The organism is Endozoicomonas sp. ALB091, assembly GCF_049310265.1.
GTDB lineage: Bacteria > Pseudomonadota > Gammaproteobacteria > Pseudomonadales > Endozoicomonadaceae > Endozoicomonas.
This window is the reverse complement of record NZ_JBLYNQ010000008.1, coordinates 1,270,215-1,293,852: the sequence shown is the minus strand read 5'-3', so window position 1 is coordinate 1,293,852 and position 23,638 is coordinate 1,270,215. Positions and strand designations below refer to the sequence as shown.

Below are 23,638 nucleotides of genomic sequence, written 5' to 3'. Positions count from 1 at the left end.
CACCCGCTAAACTTGTTTCCCATCAGCTTTGTGGGCCTGGTCCGCTGACCTCAAAAAACAGCAATTAAGTTTTCACGTGTTTGGAGTTTTCGCTCAGTCACAAATTGAAAATTATCAGAAGCACAATCCGAAAAGCTCACTATAATTGCTCAGCATCTTCTAAAAAAAGCAGAGCCATTGCTATGAATCTTTCCGTCCCTGGCAGCAAACCTGCAATTGATATTCCTGCAATTGATATTGTTGTGGGCTCTGAGTCAAAAATGAAAATTAGTGCCGTAGAGAAAGCTTTTGCTCGCTACCAGGTTAATCTGATTGCAACCAAAGCAAGTTCCGGAATAAATAGCCAGCCCGTTGAAAACGAAACCTATACGGGAGCTGGCAACAGAATAAAAGACGCGAAAGCAAAGTACCAGGCAGCTGATCATGACGCTGATTTTTTGTTGGTGGCCATTGAAAATGGTATTTTCCATGAGCAGGTCAACGGTCAGAAAGTATGGTTAGATAAAGCCGTCGTTATTATCGAGACATCCGGGGGCACGCAGTACATCAAGGAAACATCACCGGTTCTATTGCCCGCTGAATGTGTGACTATCGCCAGACAAAGAGGATTTGAAAATACAACGGTAGGCCAGGTTATGGCCGAAATAGACAGTACGGTTCAGCATGATGACCCCCACTCAAGCTTGCCACCTTTTAAATCCCGTCAGGAATATCTGGCAGAAACACTGGTTGAAATGGTGAGCACCTTAGAGCGGGAAAAACGGATAAATCAAGTGTGAAATGCTATGCCAGAATCAGTATTAAGTAGCTGGCCATATGAAATCATATATTTCTGACTACTTGGGCTGGTACTATGCGAGGCACAACGGAGGGAGCATAGCCGTAGCTATGTGACCGGAGTTGTAACGAAGCACGACTGCATGGATGCAGGAGCTAGAGCAACGCAGGAGCAGTTGCCGGGAGTGCCGGCACAAGGAGTCAGAAATATATGATTTCATATGGTTAGCTACTTACAACTGGATAATGAACGGATCAGCCGGTGTTAAGCCAAAAACTGTATTCCAACAATAAACAGAAACAGGGCAAACAATTTCTGTAGCTTGTCTGCGGCAAGTCCATGAGCAATACGGGCACCAATTCGCGCAAATAGAACACTGGTCAAGACAATCCCCAGGAAAGCAGGCCAATAAACATACCCGGTAGCCAGAGCAGGCAGGCCTGAACTCTTTTCACCCAGAGCCATGTTGGATAAGGCTCCCATCACGGCAATAGGGAAGCCGCAGGCCGCCGAAGTACCCACTGCCTGCTGCATTGTCAGGCTGATTCTGCGCAAAAACGGCACAGACAGAGTCCCACCACCAATACCAAACATACTGGAGACAGTCCCAATGACAACACCGGCACTCACCAGCATTGATTTCCCCGGCGCTCTGCCACCTTCATAAACCTTAAACCCGAACCACATTTTTGCTGACACCAGGATCGCAAATACACCAAGAAGCTTCTGCAACAGATGCCCACTCAGATTCACGGCGGTATACACCCCGAGAAAAGCACCGGCAAGAATACCGACACTTAACGTGGCAAATATCCGCCATCGAACAGCTCCGGCATCCTGGTGCGCTTTAATGGAGCTTACCGATGTGACCACCATGGTAGCCAGAGATGTGCCTACCGCCAAATGGGTCAAAACCTCAGGGGACATACCCTGGACGGTGAAGCTGAAGATCAGTACAGGAACAATAATCAGCCCGCCACCAATACCAAATAAACCGGCCATTACTCCGGCACAAGCCCCCAGGACAAGGTAGAGTAGAAAGAGCATTGTTATCCCTTATAAAAATACAGATTAACAATTATACGACGATAAACTATTATCAGGTGAGTCTATTTTCAGGGAATACCTATTAACCTGGATATTTCAATGATGATAAGCAAATTAAATAAAATATCTTTTTTGAGATTTTTATGAAAATCAACCAACTCTTACGACCAATATTTATACGACTAATATTTATACGACAAAGTATATTCAAATAATCGAAAAACTAATCTAGAATGGCTGGATGCCTATTAAACAGTTGGCTATTTTATCCCCACCCCACTCTTTTCTTTTACAAATAATTCCTGAAAAATCAAAACGTAAAAGGTATAGACATTCTTATCCATTAGTTCTATAACGTTAATGTACGCACACTTTTTTCATTATTGATAATGTGTCGTTCAAAAGGATAGAAAGACTTCTGAAAATCATAACTAAGCAGTACGCCTTAAAAGACTCACAACGATCAGGCGAGGGGGAAACAGATGTCCATATTTGCTCAATACCAGCAGAGATACGAGTCCGTCCAGCAGGAAGAGATGAGTCTCACAGAGTACCTGGAACTCTGCAAAAAAGATCCCTGGGCTTATGCCAACGCCGCTGAACGTATGTTGAAAGCGATTGGTGAGCCTGAGGTGATTGACACTTCCCGGGATCCACGTTCAAGCAGGATCTTTTCCAATAAACTGATTAAGCAGTACCCGGCGTTCAAAGAGTTCTATGGCATGGAAGAAGCCATTGAACAGATCGTCTCTTATTTCAAGCATGCCGCACAGGGCCTGGAAGAGAAGAAACAGATTCTCTACTTACTGGGGCCAGTGGGGGGCGGTAAGTCATCCCTTGCGGAAAAATTAAAGCACCTGATGGAGAAAGTACCGTTCTATGCCATCAAAGGCTCTCCGGTTTTTGAATCTCCCCTGGGCTTATTCAATCCGGATGAAGATGCCGACATTCTCCAGGAAGAGTATGGAATACCAAACCGGTATCTTAAGTACATCATGTCTCCCTGGGCCGTTAAACGGCTGAATGAGTATGGTGGTGATATTTCCAAATTCAGAGTGGTTAAACTCTACCCAAGTCGTTTGAATCAGGTTGGTATCGCCAAAACCGAGCCAGGTGATGAGAACAATCAGGATATTTCCAGCCTGGTGGGTAAAGTCGATATTCGTCAGCTGGAAGAGTACTCCCAGGACGATCCCGATGCCTACAGCTTCTCTGGCGCGCTGTGCCGTGCCAACCAGGGCATCATGGAATTTGTTGAGATGTTCAAGGCCCCCATCAAGGTGTTGCACCCGCTGCTGACCGCAACCCAGGAAGGTAACTACAACAGCACCGAAGGCCTTGGTGCCATCCCTTATGAAGGTATTCTGCTGGCGCACTCCAACGAGTCTGAGTGGCAGTCTTTCCGCAACAATAAAACCAATGAAGCCTTTATTGACCGGGTTAACATCGTCAAGGTGCCTTACTGCGTAAGAGTCAGTGAGGAGATTCATATCTATGAAAAGCTGCTTGAAAACAGCTCCCTCAGGGAAGCCCCCTGTGCACCGGATACCCTGAAGATGCTGGCACAGTTCACCACCCTGTCCCGTATCAAGGAACCAGATAACTCATCTATCTACTCGAAAATGAAGGTGTACGACGGTGAAAACCTGAAAGACACCGATCCCAATGCCAAGCCTTTGCAGGAATACAAGGATATGGCCGGGGTTAATGAAGGCATGAACGGTCTTTCCACCCGGTTTGCCTTCAAGATTCTGTCCAAGGTCTTCAACTTTGATCCTTCAGAGGTCGCTGCAAACCCGGTACACCTTTTGTATGTTCTGGAACAGCAGATTGAGCAGCACCAGTTCCCGGAAGAGATACACGATCGCTATCTGTCGTTTATCAAAGAGTACCTGACGCCCAAGTATATCGAGTTCCTGGGCAAGGAAATTCAGACCGCTTACCTGGAGTCCTACTCTGAGTATGGTCAGAATATCTTTGATCGCTACATCACCTACGCTGATTTCTGGATTCAGGATCAGGAGTACCGTGATCCGGATACCGGCCATATTCTTGACCGTGCTGCACTCAGCGAAGAGCTGGAGAAAATTGAGAAACCTGCGGGTATTGCCAATCCCAAGGACTTCCGGAACGAAGTGGTGAACTTTGTGCTCAGGGCCCGGGCCAATAATGACGGCAAGAACCCCAGCTGGCTGAGCTATGAGAAGATGCGCACCGTGATTGAGAAGAAAATGTTCTCCAATACGGAAGACCTGCTGCCGGTTATCTCATTTAATGCCAAGGGATCCCAGGAAGATCAGCGCAAGCATGCCGATTTTGTGTCACGAATGGTTGCCCATGGCTATACCGAGAAACAGGTTCGCCTGTTATCCGAATGGTATATCCGGGTTCGCAAGTCTCAATAAAAACGACGTCCGCCTGCCGTCACCGACAGGCGGGCATAACTCTTAAGTAGCTGGCCATATGGAATCATATATTTCTGGCTACTTGGGCAGGTGCTATGCGAGGCACAACGGAGGGAGCATAGCCGTAGCTATGTGACCGGAGTTGTAACGAAGCACGACTGCATGGATGCAGGAGCTAGAGCAACGCAGGAGCAGTTGCCGGGAGTGCCTGAACAAGGAGTCAGAAATGTATGATTTCATATGGTTAGCTACTTATGCCCTGTATTAGCCAGGGCAACTCTCTATTAAGCGAACATTAGCAACCATCGGGGGAGCGTCTTTATGAGCATCATAATCGACCGACGCCTCAACGGAAAAAAGAAGAGCACTGTCAACCGACAGCGTTTTCTGAGGCGTTACCGCAGCCTGGTCAAAGAGGCTGTACAGGGTGCTGTTGATCAACGCTCAATCACCGACGTTGAAAGCGGCAGCAATATTACCATCCCAAAGAAAGACCTGAGTGAACCCTTTTTCCATCATGGTCAGGGGGGGCATCATGGCCATGTGCATCCGGGTAATAAAGAGTTTAACCAGGGTGATCGTATTCAGCGACCACCGGGCGGTGGTGGTCAGGGCACAGGAGATGGCAAGGCCAGTGACAGCGGTGAAGGCGCTGATGACTTTGCCTTCCAGATCAATCGTGATGAATTTCTGGAGTATCTGTTTGATGATCTGGAACTGCCGAATCTGGTCAGGAAAGAGCTGAAAGACAGCACAGACTATAAATTAAAGCGGGCAGGTTTTACCACGGCCGGCTCCCCTGACCGCCTGAACGTAGTCCGATCACTGCGCGCTGCCCATGCACGGCGGATAGCACTCTCTGGCAAAGACCGGAAAGTGATCAGAACACTGAAACGAGAGCTGCGGGAAATGGAAGTCAGCCCGGATGAAGTTGACCAGCTTCAGGCCCGCCGACTCCGTGAAGAGATCAATGTACTTAACAAGAAATTGAAGCGCCTGCCATTTATTGATGATTTTGACCTGCGTTTCAATAACATGGCCAAAGTACCCCAGCCTTCCAGCAAGGCCGTGATGTTCTGCCTGATGGATGTTTCCGGCTCCATGACCCGGGAAATAAAGGACATGGCCAAGCGCTTCTTCCTGCTGCTCTATCTGTTCCTGGAGAGAAACTATGAAGCGGTAGAAGTGGTCTTTATCCGGCACCACAGCGAAGCCCGTGAGTGTGATGAGCATGATTTTTTCTACGCCAGGGAAACCGGGGGAACGGTGGTATCCACAGCCCTGCACCTGGCCGATGAAATCATCACTGACCGATACTCCCCCAACGAATGGAATATCTATATCGCCCAGGCCTCTGATGGCGATAACTGGGAAGCCGACTCCAGTAAATGTCACGATATTATTCTGGAAAAGTTGCTGCCGGTTTGTCAGTACTACTCCTATGTAGAGATCACCGATCGCCATCACCAGAACCTCTGGTATGAGTACAAGGCAATAGAGCAGGCACATCCGGGACATTTTGCCATGCAGCAGATCCGCAGCTATGCGGACATTTACCCAACCTTCCGCCGCTTATTTGAGAAAAAGGAGGGAAGTCATGTTGGAAGTTGAAGCACCGGTAAGAACACCGAAAAAAAGAAAAGAGCCGCTTTCCACCGGTTCCGACTGGACATTCGAGTTGCTGGAGGCCTATGACCGGGAGTTTGCCCGGCTGGCCGACAAGTTCCGGCTGGATACCTATCCCAACCAGATAGAGGTGATCAGCTCTGAGCAGATGCTCGACGCCTATTCCTCTGTTGGTATGCCATTGATGTATAACCACTGGAGTTATGGCAAGACATTCCTCAGCAACCAGCAGAACTACCAGCAGGGAAGAATGGGGCTGGCCTATGAGATAGTGATCAACTCCAATCCCTGCATAGCCTATCTCATGGAAGAAAACACCATGCCGATGCAGGCGCTGGTGATTGCCCATGCCTGCTATGGTCATAACTCTTTCTTCAAGGGTAACTATCTGTTCCGGCAGTGGACCGATGCCAGTGCCATTATTGATTACCTATTGTTCGCTAAAAGCTACCTGGCCAAATGCGAAGAGAAGTACGGCATCAGCGCCGTCGAGGATATTCTGGATGCCTGCCACGCCCTGATGAATCAGGGCGTTAATCGCTACGTTCGGGCAACATCCATGTCTGCGGAGCAGGAAAAGGCACTCTCACAGGAGCGGGAGGAGTATATTCAGCGCAACCTGAATGATCTCTGGCGAACCATCCCGGTCCGCGAGACTGAACAGCAGAAAAAAACCGTCCGCTTCCCCAAGGATCCGGAAGAGAACCTGCTGTACTTCATTGAAAAGAATGCGCCGCTATTGGAAACCTGGCAGCGGGAAATTATCCGCATTGTGCGTAAGATTGCCCAATATTTCTACCCGCAAAGACAGACCCAGGTCATGAACGAGGGCTGGGCAACGTTCTGGCATTACCACCTGATGCATGAGATGTACGACGAAGGCCTGATTACCGAAGGCTTTATCATGGAATTCCTGCACTCTCACTCCAGTGTCGTATTCCAGCCGGATTTTGACGACCCAAGATACAGTGGCATCAACCCCTACACTCTGGGCTTCAATATCTTCCGGGATATACGCCGGATCTGTGAGAATCCGACGGATGAAGACCGGCAGTGGTTCCCGGACCTGGCCGACAGTGACTGGCTGGATGCGGTGCACTTCGCCATGCAGAATTTCAAGGATGAAGGCTTCATTCTTCAGTACCTGTCGCCTAAGGTCATGCGCGATATGCGGCTGTTCAGCATCGACGACAATGAAATTAACCCTTACCTTGAGGTGGATGCCATCCATGATGACACAGGCTATCGTCAGCTGAGGGAAAATCTGGCCGCACAATACAATCTGGGGAACCGGGAGCCCAATATCCAGGTCTACAACGTGGATGTCCGTGGTGACCGTTCACTGACCCTTCGTCATTACATGCACAAAGGAAGGCCCCTTGATAAGAACAGCACCAGTGAAATCATCAAACACCTTCACCGCCTGTGGGGCTTTGATGTAAAACTGGAGTCTGTGGACGAAGAAAATATTGTTCAATATGAACATAGGCTGCCGAAAGAGAAGCAATCTTCAGAGGCTGTTTGAGAATAACGCCCGCCCGGGCGACACTGTATCAAGGATGGCAGAAATTTAAGGATAAAAACTCCATTTTGTTCGGTGAATAGTGGGTTTATTCACCGAACAAACCGGAATTCTTAATTCCACTGGTTCTATGCTGGCCAGTTCTGCGTTGATCCTCCGCATCGAATTTCGACACTCTGTTATCTGATCATCCACCTGCTGATCTCCCTTCAATCGCTCAATGTAAGCATTCAAATGCATTAAATGACTGGAAGCACCTCCAAAAAATTTCACCAACCAATGGAACCAAACCGGTGAATGAAAGTCAGAGTTAATGAATTTGAGAGATATCTCTACCTGTTTTACAAATCTTCCAGACAGATGTTTAAAAATGGATAATTTATTAGCAAATATGCCGTCAAGGGCGATAGCTGGTTCACGTAAGCCATCACCCAGCCAAGGAGATGATAACTCATTTCCAAAGCCAGTCGCTGCAAAGAGTATAGTAGACATACAGGAAAGTGGTGCCCTGGCTGCTGCAGAGATGCCGAAACAGACGTCTGATTTTAAAATAACGAAAGTAGACAATATAACTAAGTCTGATTGCACCAGTTTTAAAAACAGGTGCTTCAGGAATCTGCTTCGAGTACTTGATCAGAAAACACTGTTAGAGATCATCAGTGAGTTTAGTGATGATGACATTAAATTTATTCTGACACTTGGGCGTTATCAAGACAACAACGAACACTATTTTAACCAGCTCAAACGGTTCGACTTACCCGATGAATATCATACCAGGGGCCATGAAGAGGGACTCAAAAAATTTAATGCGATGCATCACGCAGAGAGCCCTAAGTTATATGCCTTGTTCAGAGATACATTGTTGGCAGAGGCTAGAGGTAGCAGCCGATTGGAAGATGAATTTGGATTGTACTTTACCCCGTCGTCTGTCTGGTTGAATCCTGTGGCAGAGAAACTGCGATCATTGAACTGCAAGAGAGGTATCGAAGTGATGGGAGGTAAGGGGTATCTCTCTTACTTTCTGAAAAAGTATGGTTTCAGGATGGTGGTAAGTGACAACCACAGCAATTATCAACACCCGGCTGCGGCTTCACCACCGATAGCTGTTCGGAATGAAAACTCACTCGATACAGTGGTGAAATATCAGCATAGATCCGATTTTCTGGTAATCAGCTGGCCACCCCTACCGACATATTTGCCAGCGCTTGAAGAATATTTCTCACAAGAACATGTCGATGATTATCAAATACTCAGAGCCTGGGGCATAACCAAGCCTGTACTATTTATCGGCGAAAGGCCAACGCACACCAACAATGCTACAGGGAGTGCAATTTTTCACGAACACCTGCAAACGTATTTTGATGCCTGCAAAATTCCAGAGTACCAGGGACGATGTATCGGCGCTCTTGACGAGGCAATTATCTTCGTACCCAATGGGAAGAAAATGACCACCGTAGAAGATCTTCAACCAATGATGGAAGAGGCATGTAAGCAGCAATAAGATGTTTAATCCATTCCACTGTCATTTCTTGAGCATTCAGACGGGTCATTTGAACTATTTCCTGTTTTATTAGTCCAAATTCAGAAAGTAACTAAATCTCAAATTTATATGTTTCAAAGCTTGCAAAGAATCTTGAGTATACCGCCCATGGAATCCTCGATCACATTGTTCAGTTCGCTTTTTGAATATATAACCTCATGCTTTTCTGACTACTGCCATACCGGTTTGACGACAGAAGTGCATAAGTTTTCCAGCCTTCACAGGAAACAGAAATGAATTACATATCTCCAACCAGTACTCTACTTCCAGCCGCCGATGTTCCGCCGTCAAAAGAGTCTGAGCCACTCGCCCGGACTTTTGCGGGTCTCAGGGAGGTTAAACCCAGTGATATTGACAATGAACATTCGGAATGCCCGCCAGAAATCGCAGGTTATTCTCTTCAGAAAAGAACCGTTGACATGTTTTTTGGGGATCGTTTCACACGGCTCAAGGCGATTGCTGACTCTCCTGTCATGGAATTCGCCTTGTTAGCTGATACTTATTCCAACTTACTCGAGCTGATTGAGTCAGGTTGTTTGCACCCAATGTACGACAGTACATTTAAAACCAGAAATGAGATACAAATACCCGACACTAGTTCACTTTCAATATCAGGCGAAAATAATTCCGAGGCTAGCAGTTCTGCAAAAATGATTAATCCTTACTATAGTATACATGCAACTACCACCCTGCGGGATGAGGTTCTGAAAAGCGCTACTGAAGTACTTTCCTATCCCCCTGACCAAAACTGGTCAAAGCGTGATGCACACCTAATGACTGGCATAGCACTCACTTCACTGGGACATCTCCATCATCTTCACCCAAATTTCCCCAGCGACAGCGAAACAATCGAACAAAAAATCTCCGAGCTGAACCAATACGTTTCCAGGCTGAAAGCAGCGTATGAATTGGATGACCAAGAAAATACGAACGTTATTTTTGATTGGCCATGAAATCTTCGATCACATCGGTCAGTCCGCGGTTAAAGATATAACCTGACGCTGTTCTGACTGCCACCAGCCCCCATGAAGTCTGAGAGAGCAGGAGAGCATAAAGCTTCACCTCGACAGCATCCCAAGCCTTAACTCAGTCAAAGAGGAAAGCAGGAATGATTAACCTACCGCAAACCAGTACTACCGCTCTTGCAGAATATGTTCCACCATCAAGGGATGAACAAGTCGGCCAGGCTGGTGACAAAGAGGTTAAACCCAGTACTATTGGTAATGAATGTTCTAAATGCCCGTCAGAAAGCACAGGCCCTTCCCTTCAGGAAAGAGCCGTCGCTTTGCCTGTTGGGAATCAGGACACGCAATCTGGCAAGAAGGAAAATGTTGCCTATCCGTTGGCGCTTCCCTGGCTTGCAAGTGATACTGATCAGCTCTTGAACAATCTGGAGGAGGTGATGCAAGCAGCTAATAACCTGCTTTCCACCCCCATCGACCAGAACTTGTCAGAATTCAATGCATTATCGATGAGAGGCAGAGCATGCTTGATAATGGGAGATCTCGAGATGATAAACAACACATTCTCTACTCTCTCCGGATCCGCCAGCCATAACAAAAGCGAAACAATTGATCAAAAAATCTCCGAGCTGCAACAATTCGATAAAAAGCTGGAATTCAGTACACAAATAGTTTGACTTAAGTACATGGATAAATGCCTCGTTCCCACGCCCCCAGTGGGAATGCATAACGGAACCCGTTGTAATCTCTAATCGTTCATACCCTTTATCCCTGTCAGGTGATTTCTCGAGCTCGATCCACTACAGATGATTATTTTGTCACATGAAAGTCATATCTGCATCTCGATGCGGTTCTTGTCTGGATATTTTGTACCGGGAGGTGGTAAATGCTGCACTGTCCTCATTAAATAAGGCTTTCCTTTCAAGAACCTCTTCGACTCATAAAGTCCTGTGTAACATAAGAAGTTCCCAGCTCTCCAGCCTGTGTAACATGAGAAGTTCCCAGCTCTCCATCTTGTTGTAGCAGCAGTTTGTTGACTATCACTGACTGAAGTAGTCATCAAAGCTTCAGCTTTGTCCGGGTTTTCGTTAGTTAATGATTTAATATCATTGCAAACCCCAAAACACTTTTTTACTTCGCCCAACTGGTTACTCTGATTTCGACACTCCGTTATCTGACCATCCCCCCACTGCCCCCCCAACAATTGTTCCATGTGACCACTCAAATACGCTAACTTTGTTTCGGTCTGAGGCGAAAGGGCATCATAAGAGGACGGTGAAGCTACCGGCGTTGCCGCTGGATCAGCCGTCGCAAAAGACGATGACGGCAGTGTAGCAAACTGATAAGCCGAATCGGGTTGACCGACAGGGAGCCCACTGAATCCTGGCCAGCTATCGTCTTCTGGCACAATATTATTGCCATCACCTGCCTGGGATGCCTCTTTAGTCCCGGTGAACGCCTCTTCGGCAAAATGGCCGTTGACTTCATCAAGCAACTGGTGCACTCCTGACTGGAGCCTGAGGATCAAGCCAGTAACGTTCTTGACCTTTTGCTCCTGGCTGCATCCCTGGCTGTCATCCACCGGTAAAGCGCAGGCACCAGAATCTTTTTCCAGGTTACTCAAGCCAGAGGATTTCGTACCTTGCTGGTGCTCCGCCCTTGTGTACATTCGCTCTGCGATACTCTCAACCGCCTCATGGTCCTTGCCCCGCAGGAAACTGTCAATATCGCTTAAACTGATCACCCAGCGATCAAATTTTACCGGGGCGGCGCTGGCGCTTTCTCCCTATTGATCGCCATGAAATTGAGGCTGGGTCACAGTTGTGCTTTGGGCAGAAATCGATGGCATATTCATAGCCAGTTATGCCCTAGACTCTATGGTTCAACATTAGAGTTCAGAGTTTTGCCACAAGATAAAGTTCAAACATTGGGTTAGACGGTTTAATTATTTACAAACGGTGGTGACAGCCGCTCTTTAAACGACATTTATTATGTAATAAATAACTCCCGTATCTTCTCCAATAGCAAATTCACAGCCTTATCATGCCGGTTTATGGCAGCGATTCTGAGTGGGGTTATCGCCATCAGGGTTCCATCCTCTTCTTTAACCTCGCAAGCAGAGTACAGTACTTCCCTGGCTTCTTTGCGCTTTCCATCAGCCAGGAGCGTAGTCACGGCATCCAACAACAGCTTCATTATCTCGATATTTCCCTCTCTGGCTGCAATATACAACGGTGTTGCGCCATCTTCTTTCCGGGGTTTCTTTAGTGTCGCCATAATGGCAGCCCCCCTTTGCTCTCTCGGTAACGCTGTCAACGCTTGCATTAACTGCTTCACGCTTTGGTTATGCCCGCCCAGAACAGCACTCAAGAGCGGGAAGGCCTTAATCAGCTGATCCACGATGACCCAGTGGAAGTTATCAACAGCTGCGGTCAGTTGCGTCCTTTTGAATGTGACGACCGCACCTATCATTGCTTCGAAAGCAACAATTTGTTGTTCTGATTCCTGGTAGTTATTCGCAGTACTCAGGAATTGCTCCACAACCTTCTGTTGACCACTTTGAGCAGCGACGTGTAGCGCTGTTTCCCCGTCTTTTTTGGAGAGAGTCATTACCATCGAGACTGCCTGACAACGTTCAGATTCAGGCCAGGTCTCCAGAATTTTCAGCATCCGGGCGACAATGGTTGTTTGCCCGTTCCGGGCAGCACTCAAGATGGGGAAAGCCTTCAGAAGATCTGCTACCTGCTCCTGCCCTTTGCTGGCCACACAGGTATAGGAAAACGCGGTTTCAACGTCCTCAGCCAACAACTGGGTAACGATCTTATAGTGGCCAAGATGAGCAGCTATATAAAGCGGTGTTCTGCCGAAACTGTCTGCCGCACTCAGCACCGCCTTGGTAGCCTCCGGCTTTTTCTCCTTCGATAGACCATTCAGGGCATTCAGGAACAAGGCTACCACTTCTTCGTGCCCGGCTTGTGCAGCCCGGCAGAGCAGAGTTCTACCGTCCCGGTCCGACACATTCAGCACCAGCATGATGGTCTCAGACTTTGCGGGTTCCTTCAGTGTATTCAGGTTTTTTAGTATCTCCTCCAGAACCTTGGTTTGCCCCTCCCGGGCAGCGTGGAGAAGTGTGATTTTCATATTCTTGCTGGTAATTAACAGCCGCAGGCACGCCTCATGGCCGCTTTTGGCTGCGTAATGCAGGGGCGCAAAGCCATCATTATTCTTTTCATTGACCAGAACGCCAGCAAAGGGCAGTAACGCCTTAACGCACTCAATGTTGCCCTCTTTCGCAGCCTGGCTCAGACAAGAAAGCGGTGGTGCAGTATATACTGCTGCGGGTTCCATCGTATCAACAGGCAATGCCGGTTGTGCCAAAACCTCAGAAGTCTTATTCGATGCACCTGGTTGAGCTGCCGGAAGCTTGCTTGAACCCGGTTGCTCAAAGGCCTCTGTAATGATGGAATCAAGCCTTGCTGTTTGTGCCGGTTTTTTCAGAGCATCCCGCAGCAAAACCGCGACTGCCTGGTGGTTTTGTTGCCTGGCAAACTGGAGCGGGGTCTGCCCGCCATCGTCAGTGGCGCTCAGAAGCCTTTGAACGGCTGCCGGCCTTTCGGTTTCCGGCAGTCTATCCACAGCTTTCAGCAACTGCTCCACCACCTTGATATGACCTCCCAAGGCAGCCAGGTGAAGCGGAGTTCTCCCCGATCGGTCAGCCGTATTGATAACGGCCATGATGGAACCACCACCGGGCCTTTTTCCCTCAGGCAGTCTATCCAGAGCAGTCAGCATCGGCTCCACGGCTTTCTCATGCCCTTCCTGGGCAGCGACACCGAGGGGGTATAGGTATACCCGATCCTTGTCCGTTATATCTGATGGTGCTGCCCGGTAAGCCAACGCAGGTTCTGCCGCCAGAAAATCCTGTAACAAGTCAATCTGGTTGTTGCGACAGGCAGCCAGTATCGGGGCTTCATTCAGAGGCTTTGACTGGTCTACATATTTGTATTAATACTCAAGGATGAAAGTTATCGCTGGGTACTGATTATTACCACAAAGATAGCGCTGCATACCCTTTCGACTGAAGCTTTTTTCTTGACAAATGACGCCTACAGAGATGGTTTTTTTACTACGATAAAATAAGACATCGGACGCATGGAACCGAACTGGATTTTCAGCCCGGATTTTACTCTACCCACACAGTTAACCCGTTAGCAATTTTTGTACCACAAACTGATGCTCACACCGGAACCTCATCAAGAGCTGAATTCAGGATTGCATACAACCAGATCGTTTTTCCCGGTTCTCTTCCTGCTCATGTTGATAGATCTGTTTGTTCAGAACTTCGATCTGCGTAAGCATATGTTCAATATGCCTGTTAAGCATCAGATGCTCCTTTTCATAGGCTGGTATACCAACGAATTTTATGATCAGTACTTTTGCTGCTTCTGATGACTGAAGATAGAAATCCCTAAGCTCCATCATTTTACCCAAGTGTTGCTCTCTAAGGAGGTCTAAGTGGGAGCATTGCAGAAACTGTTCCTCCAGATATTTAGACTTGCGAACATATTCTTTCCAGTAATCACCAAACTCTTTTTCAAGAGGATCTATCTTATTCTTAACTTCACTGTTTGTAGCTGTTTGTTGACTATCACTGATATGACCCTTGTATGGTTGTAGTTTTTCTTTCAATTCATTGAATTGAGAACGAAGCTCTGCCAGCTCTAATTTAACTTGCTCAAACCGAGCCCCCATTGCTTCCAATACTCCTTTTTCCATATTTTCGCGTTCAATCGACTGTATAGCCTTGCTGTTCCCTATGTTGACGACCTCTTCCAGCTTATCCAAACGGTGATGAAAATCCTTTACCTGTAGCTCCTCAAATTGCTTCCTGACCTCCCTGAATTTTCCAGATAAATGTTTAAGCCCCAACGTTTCTAAACTGTTCAGCTCTCCCTTGATCCACTGCATCTGATTTCGACACTCTGTTATCTGACCATCCCCCCACTGATCCCCCATCAATCGTTCCATGTGAGCACTCAAATACGCTAACTTTGTTTCAGCCTCATGCGAAAGGGCATCATAAGAGGTCGTTGAAGCTACCGGCGTTGCCGCTGGATCAGCCGTCGCAAAAGACGATGAAGGCAGTGTAGCAGACTGATAAGCCGAATCTGGCTGACCGGCAGGGAGCCCACTGAAGCCCATTGAGCCATCGTCTTCTGCCACAATATTGCCATCATCTGCATGGGATGCCTCTTTAGTCCCGGTGAATGGCTCTTCGGCAAAATGGCCGTTGACTTCATCAAGCAACTGGTGCACTCCTGACTGGAGCCTGAGGATCAAGCCAGTAACGTTCTTGACCTTTTGCTCCTGGCTGCATCCCTGGCTGTCATCCACCGGTAGAGCGCAGGCACCAGAATCTTTTTCCGGGTTACTCAAATTGAAGGATTTCGTACCTTGCTGGTGCTCCGACCTTGTGCACATACGCTCTGCGATACGCTCAACCGCCTCATGGTCCTTGCCCCGCAGGAAACTGTCAATCTCGCTTAAACTGATCATCCAGCGATCAAACTTTACCGGGGCTGCGCTGGCGCTTTCTCTCTCTTGATCGCCATGGCATTGAGGCTGGAACACAGCTGTGCTTTTGGCAGAAATTGATGGCACATTCATAGCCAGTTATCCCCTAGACTCTATGGTTCAACATTAGAGTTAAGAGTTTTGCCACAAGATAAAGTTCAAACATGGGATTAGACCATTTAATTATTTCGTGACAATTTATCACCAAAGGCCATGGTTTTGATGTTAGATACGACGGCTGGTTTTTGTTTCCAGAGTCGTATGATTAATACAGAACTGGTGCCGTAACGCCACCCGGATTTTTCGTTTAATCGTTTCAGGCTCCGCGCCATTCAAAAGGATTCTGCCTTCAAAGAAGATCTTTTTATCATCCAGCTGCCAGACGTGCATGCGCCCTACTCTTTTAACCCCCTCAATGCTTTCCAGGGCCGCCCTGATCTGTTCAATATCGATGCCGCCCGGAACCCCCTGCATAAGAATAATAATGCAGCGTCTCAACAGAATTGCGCCATTAAAGATCACGTAGACTGATATCCCGATGGTGGCTATCACATCAAAAATATAGAGCTGGTAGTTGATGATCAGCACACCCGCTACGATGACTACCAGGGAAGCAACCGCATCGGAAGCACTGTGAATAAAGACCGCATTGATATTGATATCGCTTCTGGCTCCAGCCTTGAAAGTCAGCAGCGATGTGGTGATGTTAACCAGAAGGGCAACACCGGCAACCGACAGCACAATCCAGCCATCAACTTCCCTGGGGTAAAAAAACTTACCTGTGGCCTCACAGATCAGATACCCCCCAACCACCAGTAAAAATACACTGTTTATTAAAGCCCCGAGAATATCTGCCCTTTTGTATCCGTAGGTCATGTGTTTATCTGCTGACTTGCAACCTATTCGCCTGGCAATGACAGCAACCAGAATTGCACCGGCATCACCCAGGTTATGCAGCGAGTCTGCGATCAGGGAGAGGCTTCCGGCAACGCTTCCCCCAACGACCTGAACACCACTCAGGAAAAGCTTGATAAGCAGGGCAAGGATCAGCTTTCCATCACCAACGGAATCATAATCATTATGCTGGTCCATGGAGGTTTACTCACCATATCCAGAGGCTTTAATTGTAGCCTTTTGTGCTGATACAGCTGAAAATAACCACAGCCTCCTCTCTATAAAAAGTCACCTGTCGTACCTTATTGACCAGCGTGTGCGAGCACAGACGTTGCTCCATGCACAACACCCCACCAATAAAAAACTGAAAAAGCCCGATATATCAGCAGATAAAGCCTGAACAGGGCTATTAAAAGCACAATTTATGATGTTATATTGTAAGTTCCCTTTTCTGGAAATCTGTGGTTCAGTTCCATTTATCGAGATGGATTTCAACATAGGTAAAGGGAACAAAGTGGCAAGGACGACACTTTTTATGAATAACCATAAAAAAATGCCAAAAAATAAAACAACAAGGGTTGCAGTTTCCCAGCAGTTCCTTCAATGTAATATTTAAGGATTCAAGCTGTATGGAAGCGACCAAGAAGGAAATGGAAGCTATGCTGGTAGGTACAGTCAAGTGGTTTAATAACCCCAAAGGGTATGGATTTATCCAGGCGCAGGAAGCGACAGAGAATCAGGATGTTCTCATTCATTACTCTGTCATTGATATGGACGGCTTTAAAACACTGAAAGCAGGCCAGGTTGTCAGCTTTGAGATTGGCCATGGTCCCAAAGGTCTTATCGCCACGAAAGTCGTACCCGACAACGGTAATGGCACTGAAAGCACTCAGAGTGCTACTCAGGAAGAGTCATTCCCGGTTTAAACTGGTGCCAGGCCACCCGAATACTCTTTTGCCAGATAGCCTTGTGTCACTCTCCACAGTGCTACACATTGTGGAGAAACACCTATTATGACAAAAGAATATTTGTTGCTATTATTTCCAGTCACTCTTTTATAAAAAGAATGTCTGGATGATCAGGACTGCTCTTTTCCGGTTACCCATGCCGGTTAAAAACCACAAGTGCACTTTCTGCATCGCCAATGATTAGTCATACAGGTCTTCTCGTTCTCCAATACGTTTTCATGGGGTGGCCATTGTTGACGCTTTTGAAAGAGCCACGTTTTTATCAATCATTGACTCATAAATTCAAGACAAGGTAGTGCAGTGCTGCTGGACAGTTTTTCCCTCGTTGTTTCAGGCTCTTTGGTAGTATTTATTGCAGCGATTGCCTGGTTTCTATGGCTGACTTTCAGCCCTTTCAAAGCCAAACCCAACACCCCTCTTTTCGACCAGGATAAGCGTGCTTTTTTCGGTCAGCTGGATATTGCCGTTCGCAGTCACTTAATGGTTTTGCCTTCTTTGCCCGTTGGTGACGTTCTTGCAGCTGGCAGGTTCAGCCGGACCGCCATGGCACTGAATATCAAAAAAAACCGTCGATTTGACTTTGTGCTCTATCACCGCAAAAAGATGGAAATCTGTTGTGTGATCAACCTGATCCCCTACAACACAAAGTCCAACTCAAAAGAGTTCAAGATATTACGCCAGCTCTGTGAAGCGGCAGAACTGCCGTTACTGGAATATGATATGAAGCCCTGGCGGGATGTTACCGAATTGCGACGTACCGTTCTCGCCACCTGCGGATTTACCGAGGAAGGAACACCTGATTACGAACTCCCGACCCCAAGAGAAGCTATTGCCGAAGTCGAGACCATCGTTGATCCGCAATGCCCCAAATGCCATAGCCCCATGCAACTGCGAACGCTTAAAAAAGGTCATCAGGCAGGCTTGGAGTGCTGGGTATGCAGCACCTACCCAAGCTGCAAAGGTGCCAGAATGGTTCACTCGTGATCAACAGAACTGGCTACCAGATGTAGCCAGTTCCTTGAATCCAGATCAGGAGCACTTAAGGATCACGGTGGCCAAAGGCGGCAATGTCAGAGAAAGACTGTATGGCAAATGATGCATCGGGATTTCCTCAGTTTCAAGCAGCTCGCCGACTGAAACACCGCTGCCGCCAAAGCAGGTATTATCGGTGTTCAAAATTTCACAATAGCGACCAACCTCTGGAACACCAACGCGATAGCTGTCACGAACAACCGGCGTCAGGTTACAGATAACCTGTACTGAGTTCCCTTCATTATCATAGCGACGAAACACCAGCACACTCTGGCTCCTGTCATCCCCGGTGGTCCAGGCAAAACCTTCTGCCTTGAGATCCTGCTCAAACATCGCAGGCTCTGAGCCATGCAGCTGGTTAAGGGTTTTAACCAGCTTCTGAACCCCCACACTGAAACCCTCTGGATTGTCCAGCAAGCCCCAGTCCAGCTCAGCATTCTGATTCCACTCGTTATGGGTGCCCAGTTCAGTGCCCATAAAGAGCAGCTTTTTACCGGGATGCGCATACATAAATGCCAGGTAAGCCCTCAGGTTGGCAAAACGCTGCCAATCATCACCAGGCATACGGGTCAGAATAGTGCCCTTCCCATGAACGACTTCATCGTGGGACAGGGGTAGAACAAAATTTTCACTCCAGGCATAAACCGTACTGAACGTCATCTGCCCATGATGGTGCTGGCGATAGACAGGATCGAGTTTCATATACTCAAGCGTGTCATTCATCCATCCCATGTTCCATTTGAAGTCAAACCCAAGCCCACCGTCTGCAACCGCTTTGGAAACACCTGGCCAGCTGGTTGATTCCTCCGCAATAGTCATCACATCCGGGAATGCAGCGTGTACCTTCTCATTAAACTTCTTCAGGAAAGCCACGGCTTCAAGATTCTCATTACCACCATGAATATTGACCTCCCACTCACCTTGACCTCGTGAGTAATCCAGGTAGAGCATGGAGGCAACCGCGTCGACACGAAGGCCATCAATATGAAATTCATCCAGCCAGTAAAGGGCATTACTGATCAGAAAGTCCTGAACCCAGGGCTTGCCAAAATCATAAATACAGGTTTGCCAGTCAGGGTGCCAGCCACGACGAGGATCCGGATGCTCATAAAGTGAAGAGCCGTCAAACCTGGCCAGCCCATGCTCATCATTGGGAAAGTGCGCAGGCACCCAATCCAGAATGACACCAAGACCTTTCTGGTGACACTGATCAACAAAATAGCGGAAATCATCCGGCGAACCATAACGGCTACTGGACGCATAAAGACCAACCGGCTGATAACCCCAGGAATCAAACAGCGGATGCTCCGACACAGGCAGCAACTCAACATGCGTAAAGCCCATATCCATCACATAGGGAATCAGCTCATCGGCCAGTTCACGAAAGTTCAGGAAGTCACCGTTCTCTTTTCTTTTCCATGAGCCCGCATGGACTTCGTAGATAGAGAAGGGCTGCTCTTTATCTGCCTTGTCTTTTCTTTTACCCATCCACAGCTGGTCTTGCCAGGCATAGCTATCGACGCCCTGTACGACAGAAGCCAGTCCGGGCCACTGCTCAATATGGCGGGCGAACGGATCGGTTTTCTGTGGCAGCGAATTGCCGTGATAATCACGGATAGCGTATTTATACTGATCGCCAGCCTGAACGCCGGGCACAAACAGTCGCCAGATGCCATCATCCGCACTGGCCATTGGATGGAGCCGGTCATCCCAGCCATTAAAGCTTCCCACAATACTCACTGACCGGGCATAAGGCGCGTAAACCTTAAACAACACACCCTGTATATTCAGTTTGCTGTTGATCTTATGGGAGACCACCTGTGCCCCGAGGTGTCGATAAAGGCCATCCGACTCAATATCTGACTGGGCAAGAATATATTCCCCAAAACAGTATGGGTCATAAACCACAAAGCGGTGGCCATTTGCCCAATGGATCGCCAACTGATAAAGAAACGGCTTTTTTCTTCTGGACAGATGCAGCTCAAAGACACCAGCCTCATTGCGGCTCATTTCGCCAAGCAGCTTGCCGGTGTGGTGATCAAACACCTCGACCATGGTTGCATCCGGACGCCATACGCGAATGACCAGACCTTTTCCTTGCGGATGAGGATGCAACCCCAGCTGATCAAAAGGAGTTGCACACTGACTGTTAGCCAGATCCGCCACCACAGGCTTTATGGCAGCCTTTGGCGTTGATGATGTTTTGGAAGATACAGCGATATTCATAGTGTTGCTTTATTTCAGTGCAAAAATTGCCTGTCGACAAAACCAGACGGACTCCCGGGAAGACAGGGAAAACTTGTGTCTGGAAGACTGAGCACCTCAGCCTTCCGCCTTTCCTTCAAGATAAGCCACTCCGGGGCTTGTCGCTAGGAGGCTGACCGAGAATAGCGCCCATCTAGGCGACCCCGTAGCGAGGATGGCAGAAAATTGAGGATAAAAATTCGGTTTTGTGAGGTGAATAGCGGGGCTATTTGCCGAACAAAAGCGAATTTTTAGACCAATTTGCTGCCACCGTACGACTGCATGGATGCAGGAGCTAGAGCAACGCAGGAGCAGTTGCCGTGTAGGGCAGTCTATTTTCGGTCAGCCTCCTAGCCAACTGCAGCCCGATAAACCTCAAGGTAATCCAGGGCAGACTGCTCCCAGGTAAATGACTCATTCATGGCATTAACCACCAATCGACTCATCAGTTGCCCATCCTGATAAACGACATTGGTCTGATTAAGACAATGCAACAGGGCATCACTGTCAGCCGAATCAAACATAAACCCGGTTGCCTCCCCGCCAGCTGAATTATAGCCTTTAACGGTGTCCACCAGCCCACCAACCGCCCGAACAATGGGCAGGGTACCGTACTTCATGCTGTACATCTGGTTAAGGCCGCAGGGCTCAAACAATGAAGGCATCAGGAAGAAATCAGAGCCTGCTTCAATCAGATGCGCCAGACGGTTGTCATAAGCCTTAACAAAGCGACACTTGTCGGGGAAGGCACTGACCAACCGGCTCAGCTCAGCGGCAATAGTCCGCTCACCTGCCCCCTGGAGTACAACCTGAACATCATCCTGCAAAAACTGCCACAGGGCTGGTATCAGATAAGCAAAACCTTTCTGCCCGGCAAGGCGACTGACCAGCCCATACAGAGGTTTATCGGTGCTCACCGGTAACTGCAGTTGTTCCTGCAAAGCCTGCTTACAGACCGCCTTGCCAGAAAGATCATGCAGGGAGTAATTGGCTGGCAGCAAAGCGTCTGTTCCAGGGTTCCACTGTTGATAATCACAGCCATTAAGAATACCGGAAAAATCCTGCTTTCTTCGCCCGATGATATAGGCAAGGCCATGAGATCCAAGATCTGTCTGCAGCTCTTCAGCATACCTTGGACTCACGGTAGTGATTTTATCAGCAAAGGCAATACCGCCCTTGAGCAGATTAATATGCCCATGGTCTTCAAAGAAATCCGGGGTATACCAGTGGTGATCGATCCCCAACACGTCCAGTAAAGCACGGTCAGTATGCTGTTGATAGGCACCATTGTGAATGGTCAGGACAGTCCGTGTATCAGCAAAGAAAGCATTGCCAGACTCATGGGTTTTCAGGTAGTAAGGCAGAAGTGCTGACTGCCAGTCATGGCCATGAATAATATCCGGCTTAAAGCTTAAAATCCGGCAGACCTGAAGTGCCGCTTTACAAAAAAAAGCAAATCGCTCAGTGTTATCACCAAAACCTTCACCCTCATGGGTGTAGAGACCACTGCGGTCAAAGTAATGGTTATGCTCAATCAGGTAAACAGGGACACCTTCAAACGTTCCCTGTCTTATGGCAAAACCCATTTTTCCCTGTGAGCCGAGACAAACTTCTCCAGCTCCGGCAACATCCGTTGTCAACGCTTCCAGAGCCTGACGGTAGGCGGGCATAATCACCCGGACATCATTTCCGAGCTTGCGCATCCAGGGCCCGAGAGCGCCGGCCACATCGGCCAGCCCTCCGGTTTTGACAATACCTGCCAGCTCTGATACCGCAAAAAGTATGTTTAAATCAGAACCCAACTTTTGCTCCTCTGGGAATAACCACCAGACCAGAATCAGTGACCTTGAAGCGTTTAAGATCCTCTTCACGATCAACACCGATGCGGGTTCCCGGTGCAATTTCTACACGCTTATCCACAATAACCCGGTTCAATACGACATCTTCACCGATGGTGACATTGGGAAGAATAACCGATTCAGATATGTGAGTATTGTCGCCAATTTTGACGTTGTAACCCACCACACTGCGATGCATATAAATGTCATAGAATACGCAACCCACACCCACCATGGAGTTGTTGATCTGACCTTTACGCTCTTCACGATCAAAAGCAATCAGGGCCGGTGGATAGGGTGGAATATAGGTACGAATCGGCCAGCCCTGATTATGCAGGTCGATGGGCGGTTCACTGGTCAGCAGATCCATATTCGCTTCCCAGAATGAATCAATGGTACCTACATCGCGCCAGTAGCCGTTATTTTTGCCCCCAGGAACTGTATTTCCGGAGAAGTCATACACCATGACTTTTGCCCGTGGGTAAAGGGATGGAATGATGTTTTTGCCAAAATCGTGGTCAGACCCTTCATTGGCGTGATCATCCAGCAGCTCTTGCACCAGACACTCTTTGGTGAATACATAATTCCCCATTGAAGCCAGCACAAAGTCCGGATTGCCGGGAATGGTCTTCACATCATCCTTTGGCTTTTCGGCAAAACCGATCATACGACCATCTTCATCAACCTCGATTATACCGAAGTGATGGGCCTGATTAACCGGTACGGGAATCGCCGCAACGGTCAAGTCAGCACTGTGTTGCTGGTGATACTGAACCATATCCCGCACATCCATGGTGTAGATATGATCACCACCAAAGACACAAACCAGATCGGGGTTGTGCGACTCAATGTGATTCAGGTTTTGATACACCGCATCCGCGGTGCCCTGATACCAGTCACTGCCGGTATTCATCTGGGCTGGCAGCGTATCAATAAACTTATCCGCCAGACCGGCAATACGCCAGCAACGTTGCAGGTGTTTGCTCAGTGAGTGCGACTTGAACTGAGTAATCAGATAAATCTTGTGAAGATCGGAATTCACAAAATTACTCAGCACAAAGTCGATGATTCGATATTGTCCGCCAAAAGGAACCGCTGGCTTTGCTCTTATGCTCGTGAGTGGAGCAAGCCTGGACCCTACCCCTCCGGCCAGGATCATGGAAAGGACTGAAGCCATGGTCGATTTTCCTGTTTTATGCATTACGATC

The 23,638-nt window shown here is 48.0% G+C and carries 17 protein-coding genes; 9 read left to right on the top strand and 8 right to left on the bottom strand.

Annotation, left to right across the window (positions count from 1 at the left end):
* Positions 1-182: 182 nt before the first annotated feature.
* The gene (locus ACO6UX_RS21985; RefSeq protein ID WP_422450426.1) at positions 183-779 is read left to right on the top strand and encodes a DUF84 family protein; all 597 of its coding nucleotides are present in this window, start codon (positions 183-185) and stop codon (positions 777-779) included.
* Between the two features lie 263 nt (positions 780-1,042).
* Here the strand turns inward: ACO6UX_RS21985 and ACO6UX_RS21980 are convergent, their stop codons facing one another.
* On the bottom strand, positions 1,043-1,825 hold the full coding sequence (locus ACO6UX_RS21980) for a sulfite exporter TauE/SafE family protein (RefSeq protein ID WP_422450425.1): 783 nt from the start codon (positions 1,823-1,825) through the stop codon (positions 1,043-1,045).
* A gap of 482 nt (positions 1,826-2,307) precedes the next feature.
* Between ACO6UX_RS21980 and ACO6UX_RS21975 the strand changes: the two genes are divergently transcribed.
* From ACO6UX_RS21975 to ACO6UX_RS21950, 6 genes are all read left to right on the top strand, one after another.
* Positions 2,308-4,230: a PrkA family serine protein kinase gene (locus ACO6UX_RS21975; RefSeq protein WP_422450424.1), complete on the top strand. Its 1,923-nt coding sequence runs from the start codon at positions 2,308-2,310 to the stop codon at positions 4,228-4,230.
* 321 nt (positions 4,231-4,551) lie between these two features.
* Positions 4,552-5,841, top strand: coding sequence for a YeaH/YhbH family protein (locus ACO6UX_RS21970; protein WP_422450423.1), 1,290 nt, complete (start codon positions 4,552-4,554; stop codon positions 5,839-5,841).
* Positions 5,828-7,381: a SpoVR family protein gene (locus tag ACO6UX_RS21965; protein WP_422450422.1), complete on the top strand. Its 1,554-nt coding sequence runs from the start codon at positions 5,828-5,830 to the stop codon at positions 7,379-7,381. Before ACO6UX_RS21970 ends, ACO6UX_RS21965 begins: the two co-directional genes overlap by 14 nt.
* Before the next feature lie 316 nt (positions 7,382-7,697).
* The gene (locus tag ACO6UX_RS21960) at positions 7,698-8,879 is read left to right on the top strand and encodes a hypothetical protein (RefSeq protein WP_422450421.1); all 1,182 of its coding nucleotides are present in this window, start codon (positions 7,698-7,700) and stop codon (positions 8,877-8,879) included.
* Between the two features lie 272 nt (positions 8,880-9,151).
* Entirely contained in the window at positions 9,152-9,871 is a 720-nt protein-coding gene (locus ACO6UX_RS21955; RefSeq protein ID WP_422450420.1) for a hypothetical protein, read from the top strand.
* Between the two features lie 155 nt (positions 9,872-10,026).
* The gene (locus ACO6UX_RS21950; RefSeq protein WP_422450419.1) at positions 10,027-10,557 is read left to right on the top strand and encodes a hypothetical protein; all 531 of its coding nucleotides are present in this window, start codon (positions 10,027-10,029) and stop codon (positions 10,555-10,557) included.
* A gap of 152 nt (positions 10,558-10,709) precedes the next feature.
* Here ACO6UX_RS21950 and ACO6UX_RS21945 read toward each other — a convergent pair whose 3' ends face one another.
* The 4 genes from ACO6UX_RS21945 to ACO6UX_RS21930 all read right to left on the bottom strand — a co-directional run bounded on the left by ACO6UX_RS21945 (position 10,710) and on the right by ACO6UX_RS21930 (position 16,546).
* A complete protein-coding gene (locus ACO6UX_RS21945) occupies positions 10,710-11,504 on the bottom strand; it encodes a hypothetical protein (protein WP_422450418.1) in 795 nt (264 codons plus the stop codon).
* Positions 11,505-11,869: 365 nt separating this feature from the next.
* Positions 11,870-13,840, bottom strand: a complete 1,971-nt coding sequence (locus ACO6UX_RS21940; protein ID WP_422450565.1) for an ankyrin repeat domain-containing protein — start codon at positions 13,838-13,840, stop codon at positions 11,870-11,872.
* A 306-nt stretch (positions 13,841-14,146) separates the two neighbouring features.
* Positions 14,147-15,274: a hypothetical protein gene (locus ACO6UX_RS21935; protein WP_422450417.1), complete on the bottom strand. Its 1,128-nt coding sequence runs from the start codon at positions 15,272-15,274 to the stop codon at positions 14,147-14,149.
* Positions 15,275-15,679: 405 nt separating this feature from the next.
* A complete protein-coding gene (locus ACO6UX_RS21930) occupies positions 15,680-16,546 on the bottom strand; it encodes a cation diffusion facilitator family transporter (RefSeq protein ID WP_422450416.1) in 867 nt (288 codons plus the stop codon).
* 431 nt (positions 16,547-16,977) lie between these two features.
* Between ACO6UX_RS21930 and ACO6UX_RS21925 the strand changes: the two genes are divergently transcribed.
* On the top strand, positions 16,978-17,274 hold the full coding sequence (locus tag ACO6UX_RS21925) for a cold shock domain-containing protein (protein ID WP_269675240.1): 297 nt from the start codon (positions 16,978-16,980) through the stop codon (positions 17,272-17,274).
* A 342-nt stretch (positions 17,275-17,616) separates the two neighbouring features.
* Positions 17,617-18,300: a DUF2726 domain-containing protein gene (locus tag ACO6UX_RS21920; RefSeq protein ID WP_422450415.1), complete on the top strand. Its 684-nt coding sequence runs from the start codon at positions 17,617-17,619 to the stop codon at positions 18,298-18,300.
* Positions 18,301-18,345: 45 nt separating this feature from the next.
* Here ACO6UX_RS21920 and glgB read toward each other — a convergent pair whose 3' ends face one another.
* From glgB to glgC, 3 genes are all read right to left on the bottom strand, one after another.
* Positions 18,346-20,574, bottom strand: coding sequence for a 1,4-alpha-glucan branching protein GlgB (gene glgB / locus ACO6UX_RS21915; RefSeq protein ID WP_422450414.1), 2,229 nt, complete (start codon positions 20,572-20,574; stop codon positions 18,346-18,348).
* Positions 20,575-20,942: 368 nt separating this feature from the next.
* Positions 20,943-22,394: a glycogen synthase gene (locus tag ACO6UX_RS21910; RefSeq protein ID WP_422450413.1), complete on the bottom strand. Its 1,452-nt coding sequence runs from the start codon at positions 22,392-22,394 to the stop codon at positions 20,943-20,945.
* On the bottom strand, positions 22,384-23,607 hold the full coding sequence (gene glgC / locus ACO6UX_RS21905; RefSeq protein WP_422450412.1) for a glucose-1-phosphate adenylyltransferase: 1,224 nt from the start codon (positions 23,605-23,607) through the stop codon (positions 22,384-22,386). Before glgC ends, ACO6UX_RS21910 begins: the two co-directional genes overlap by 11 nt.
* Between the last annotated feature and the right edge of the window lie 31 nt (positions 23,608-23,638).

Coding starts and splice junctions, on each gene's coding strand:
- ACO6UX_RS21985 (WP_422450426.1), top strand. CDS start 183: ATGAATCTTTCCGTCCCTGGCAGCAAACCTGCAATTGATATTCCTGCA.
- ACO6UX_RS21980 (WP_422450425.1), bottom strand. CDS start 1,825: ATGCTCTTTCTACTCTACCTTGTCCTGGGGGCTTGTGCCGGAGTAATG.
- ACO6UX_RS21975 (WP_422450424.1), top strand. CDS start 2,308: ATGTCCATATTTGCTCAATACCAGCAGAGATACGAGTCCGTCCAGCAG.
- ACO6UX_RS21970 (WP_422450423.1), top strand. CDS start 4,552: ATGAGCATCATAATCGACCGACGCCTCAACGGAAAAAAGAAGAGCACT.
- ACO6UX_RS21965 (WP_422450422.1), top strand. CDS start 5,828: ATGTTGGAAGTTGAAGCACCGGTAAGAACACCGAAAAAAAGAAAAGAG.
- ACO6UX_RS21955 (WP_422450420.1), top strand. CDS start 9,152: ATGAATTACATATCTCCAACCAGTACTCTACTTCCAGCCGCCGATGTT.
- ACO6UX_RS21950 (WP_422450419.1), top strand. CDS start 10,027: ATGATTAACCTACCGCAAACCAGTACTACCGCTCTTGCAGAATATGTT.
- ACO6UX_RS21930 (WP_422450416.1), bottom strand. CDS start 16,546: ATGGACCAGCATAATGATTATGATTCCGTTGGTGATGGAAAGCTGATC.
- ACO6UX_RS21925 (WP_269675240.1), top strand. CDS start 16,978: ATGGAAGCGACCAAGAAGGAAATGGAAGCTATGCTGGTAGGTACAGTC.
- glgB (WP_422450414.1), bottom strand. CDS start 20,574: ATGAATATCGCTGTATCTTCCAAAACATCATCAACGCCAAAGGCTGCC.
- glgC (WP_422450412.1), bottom strand. CDS start 23,607: ATGGCTTCAGTCCTTTCCATGATCCTGGCCGGAGGGGTAGGGTCCAGG.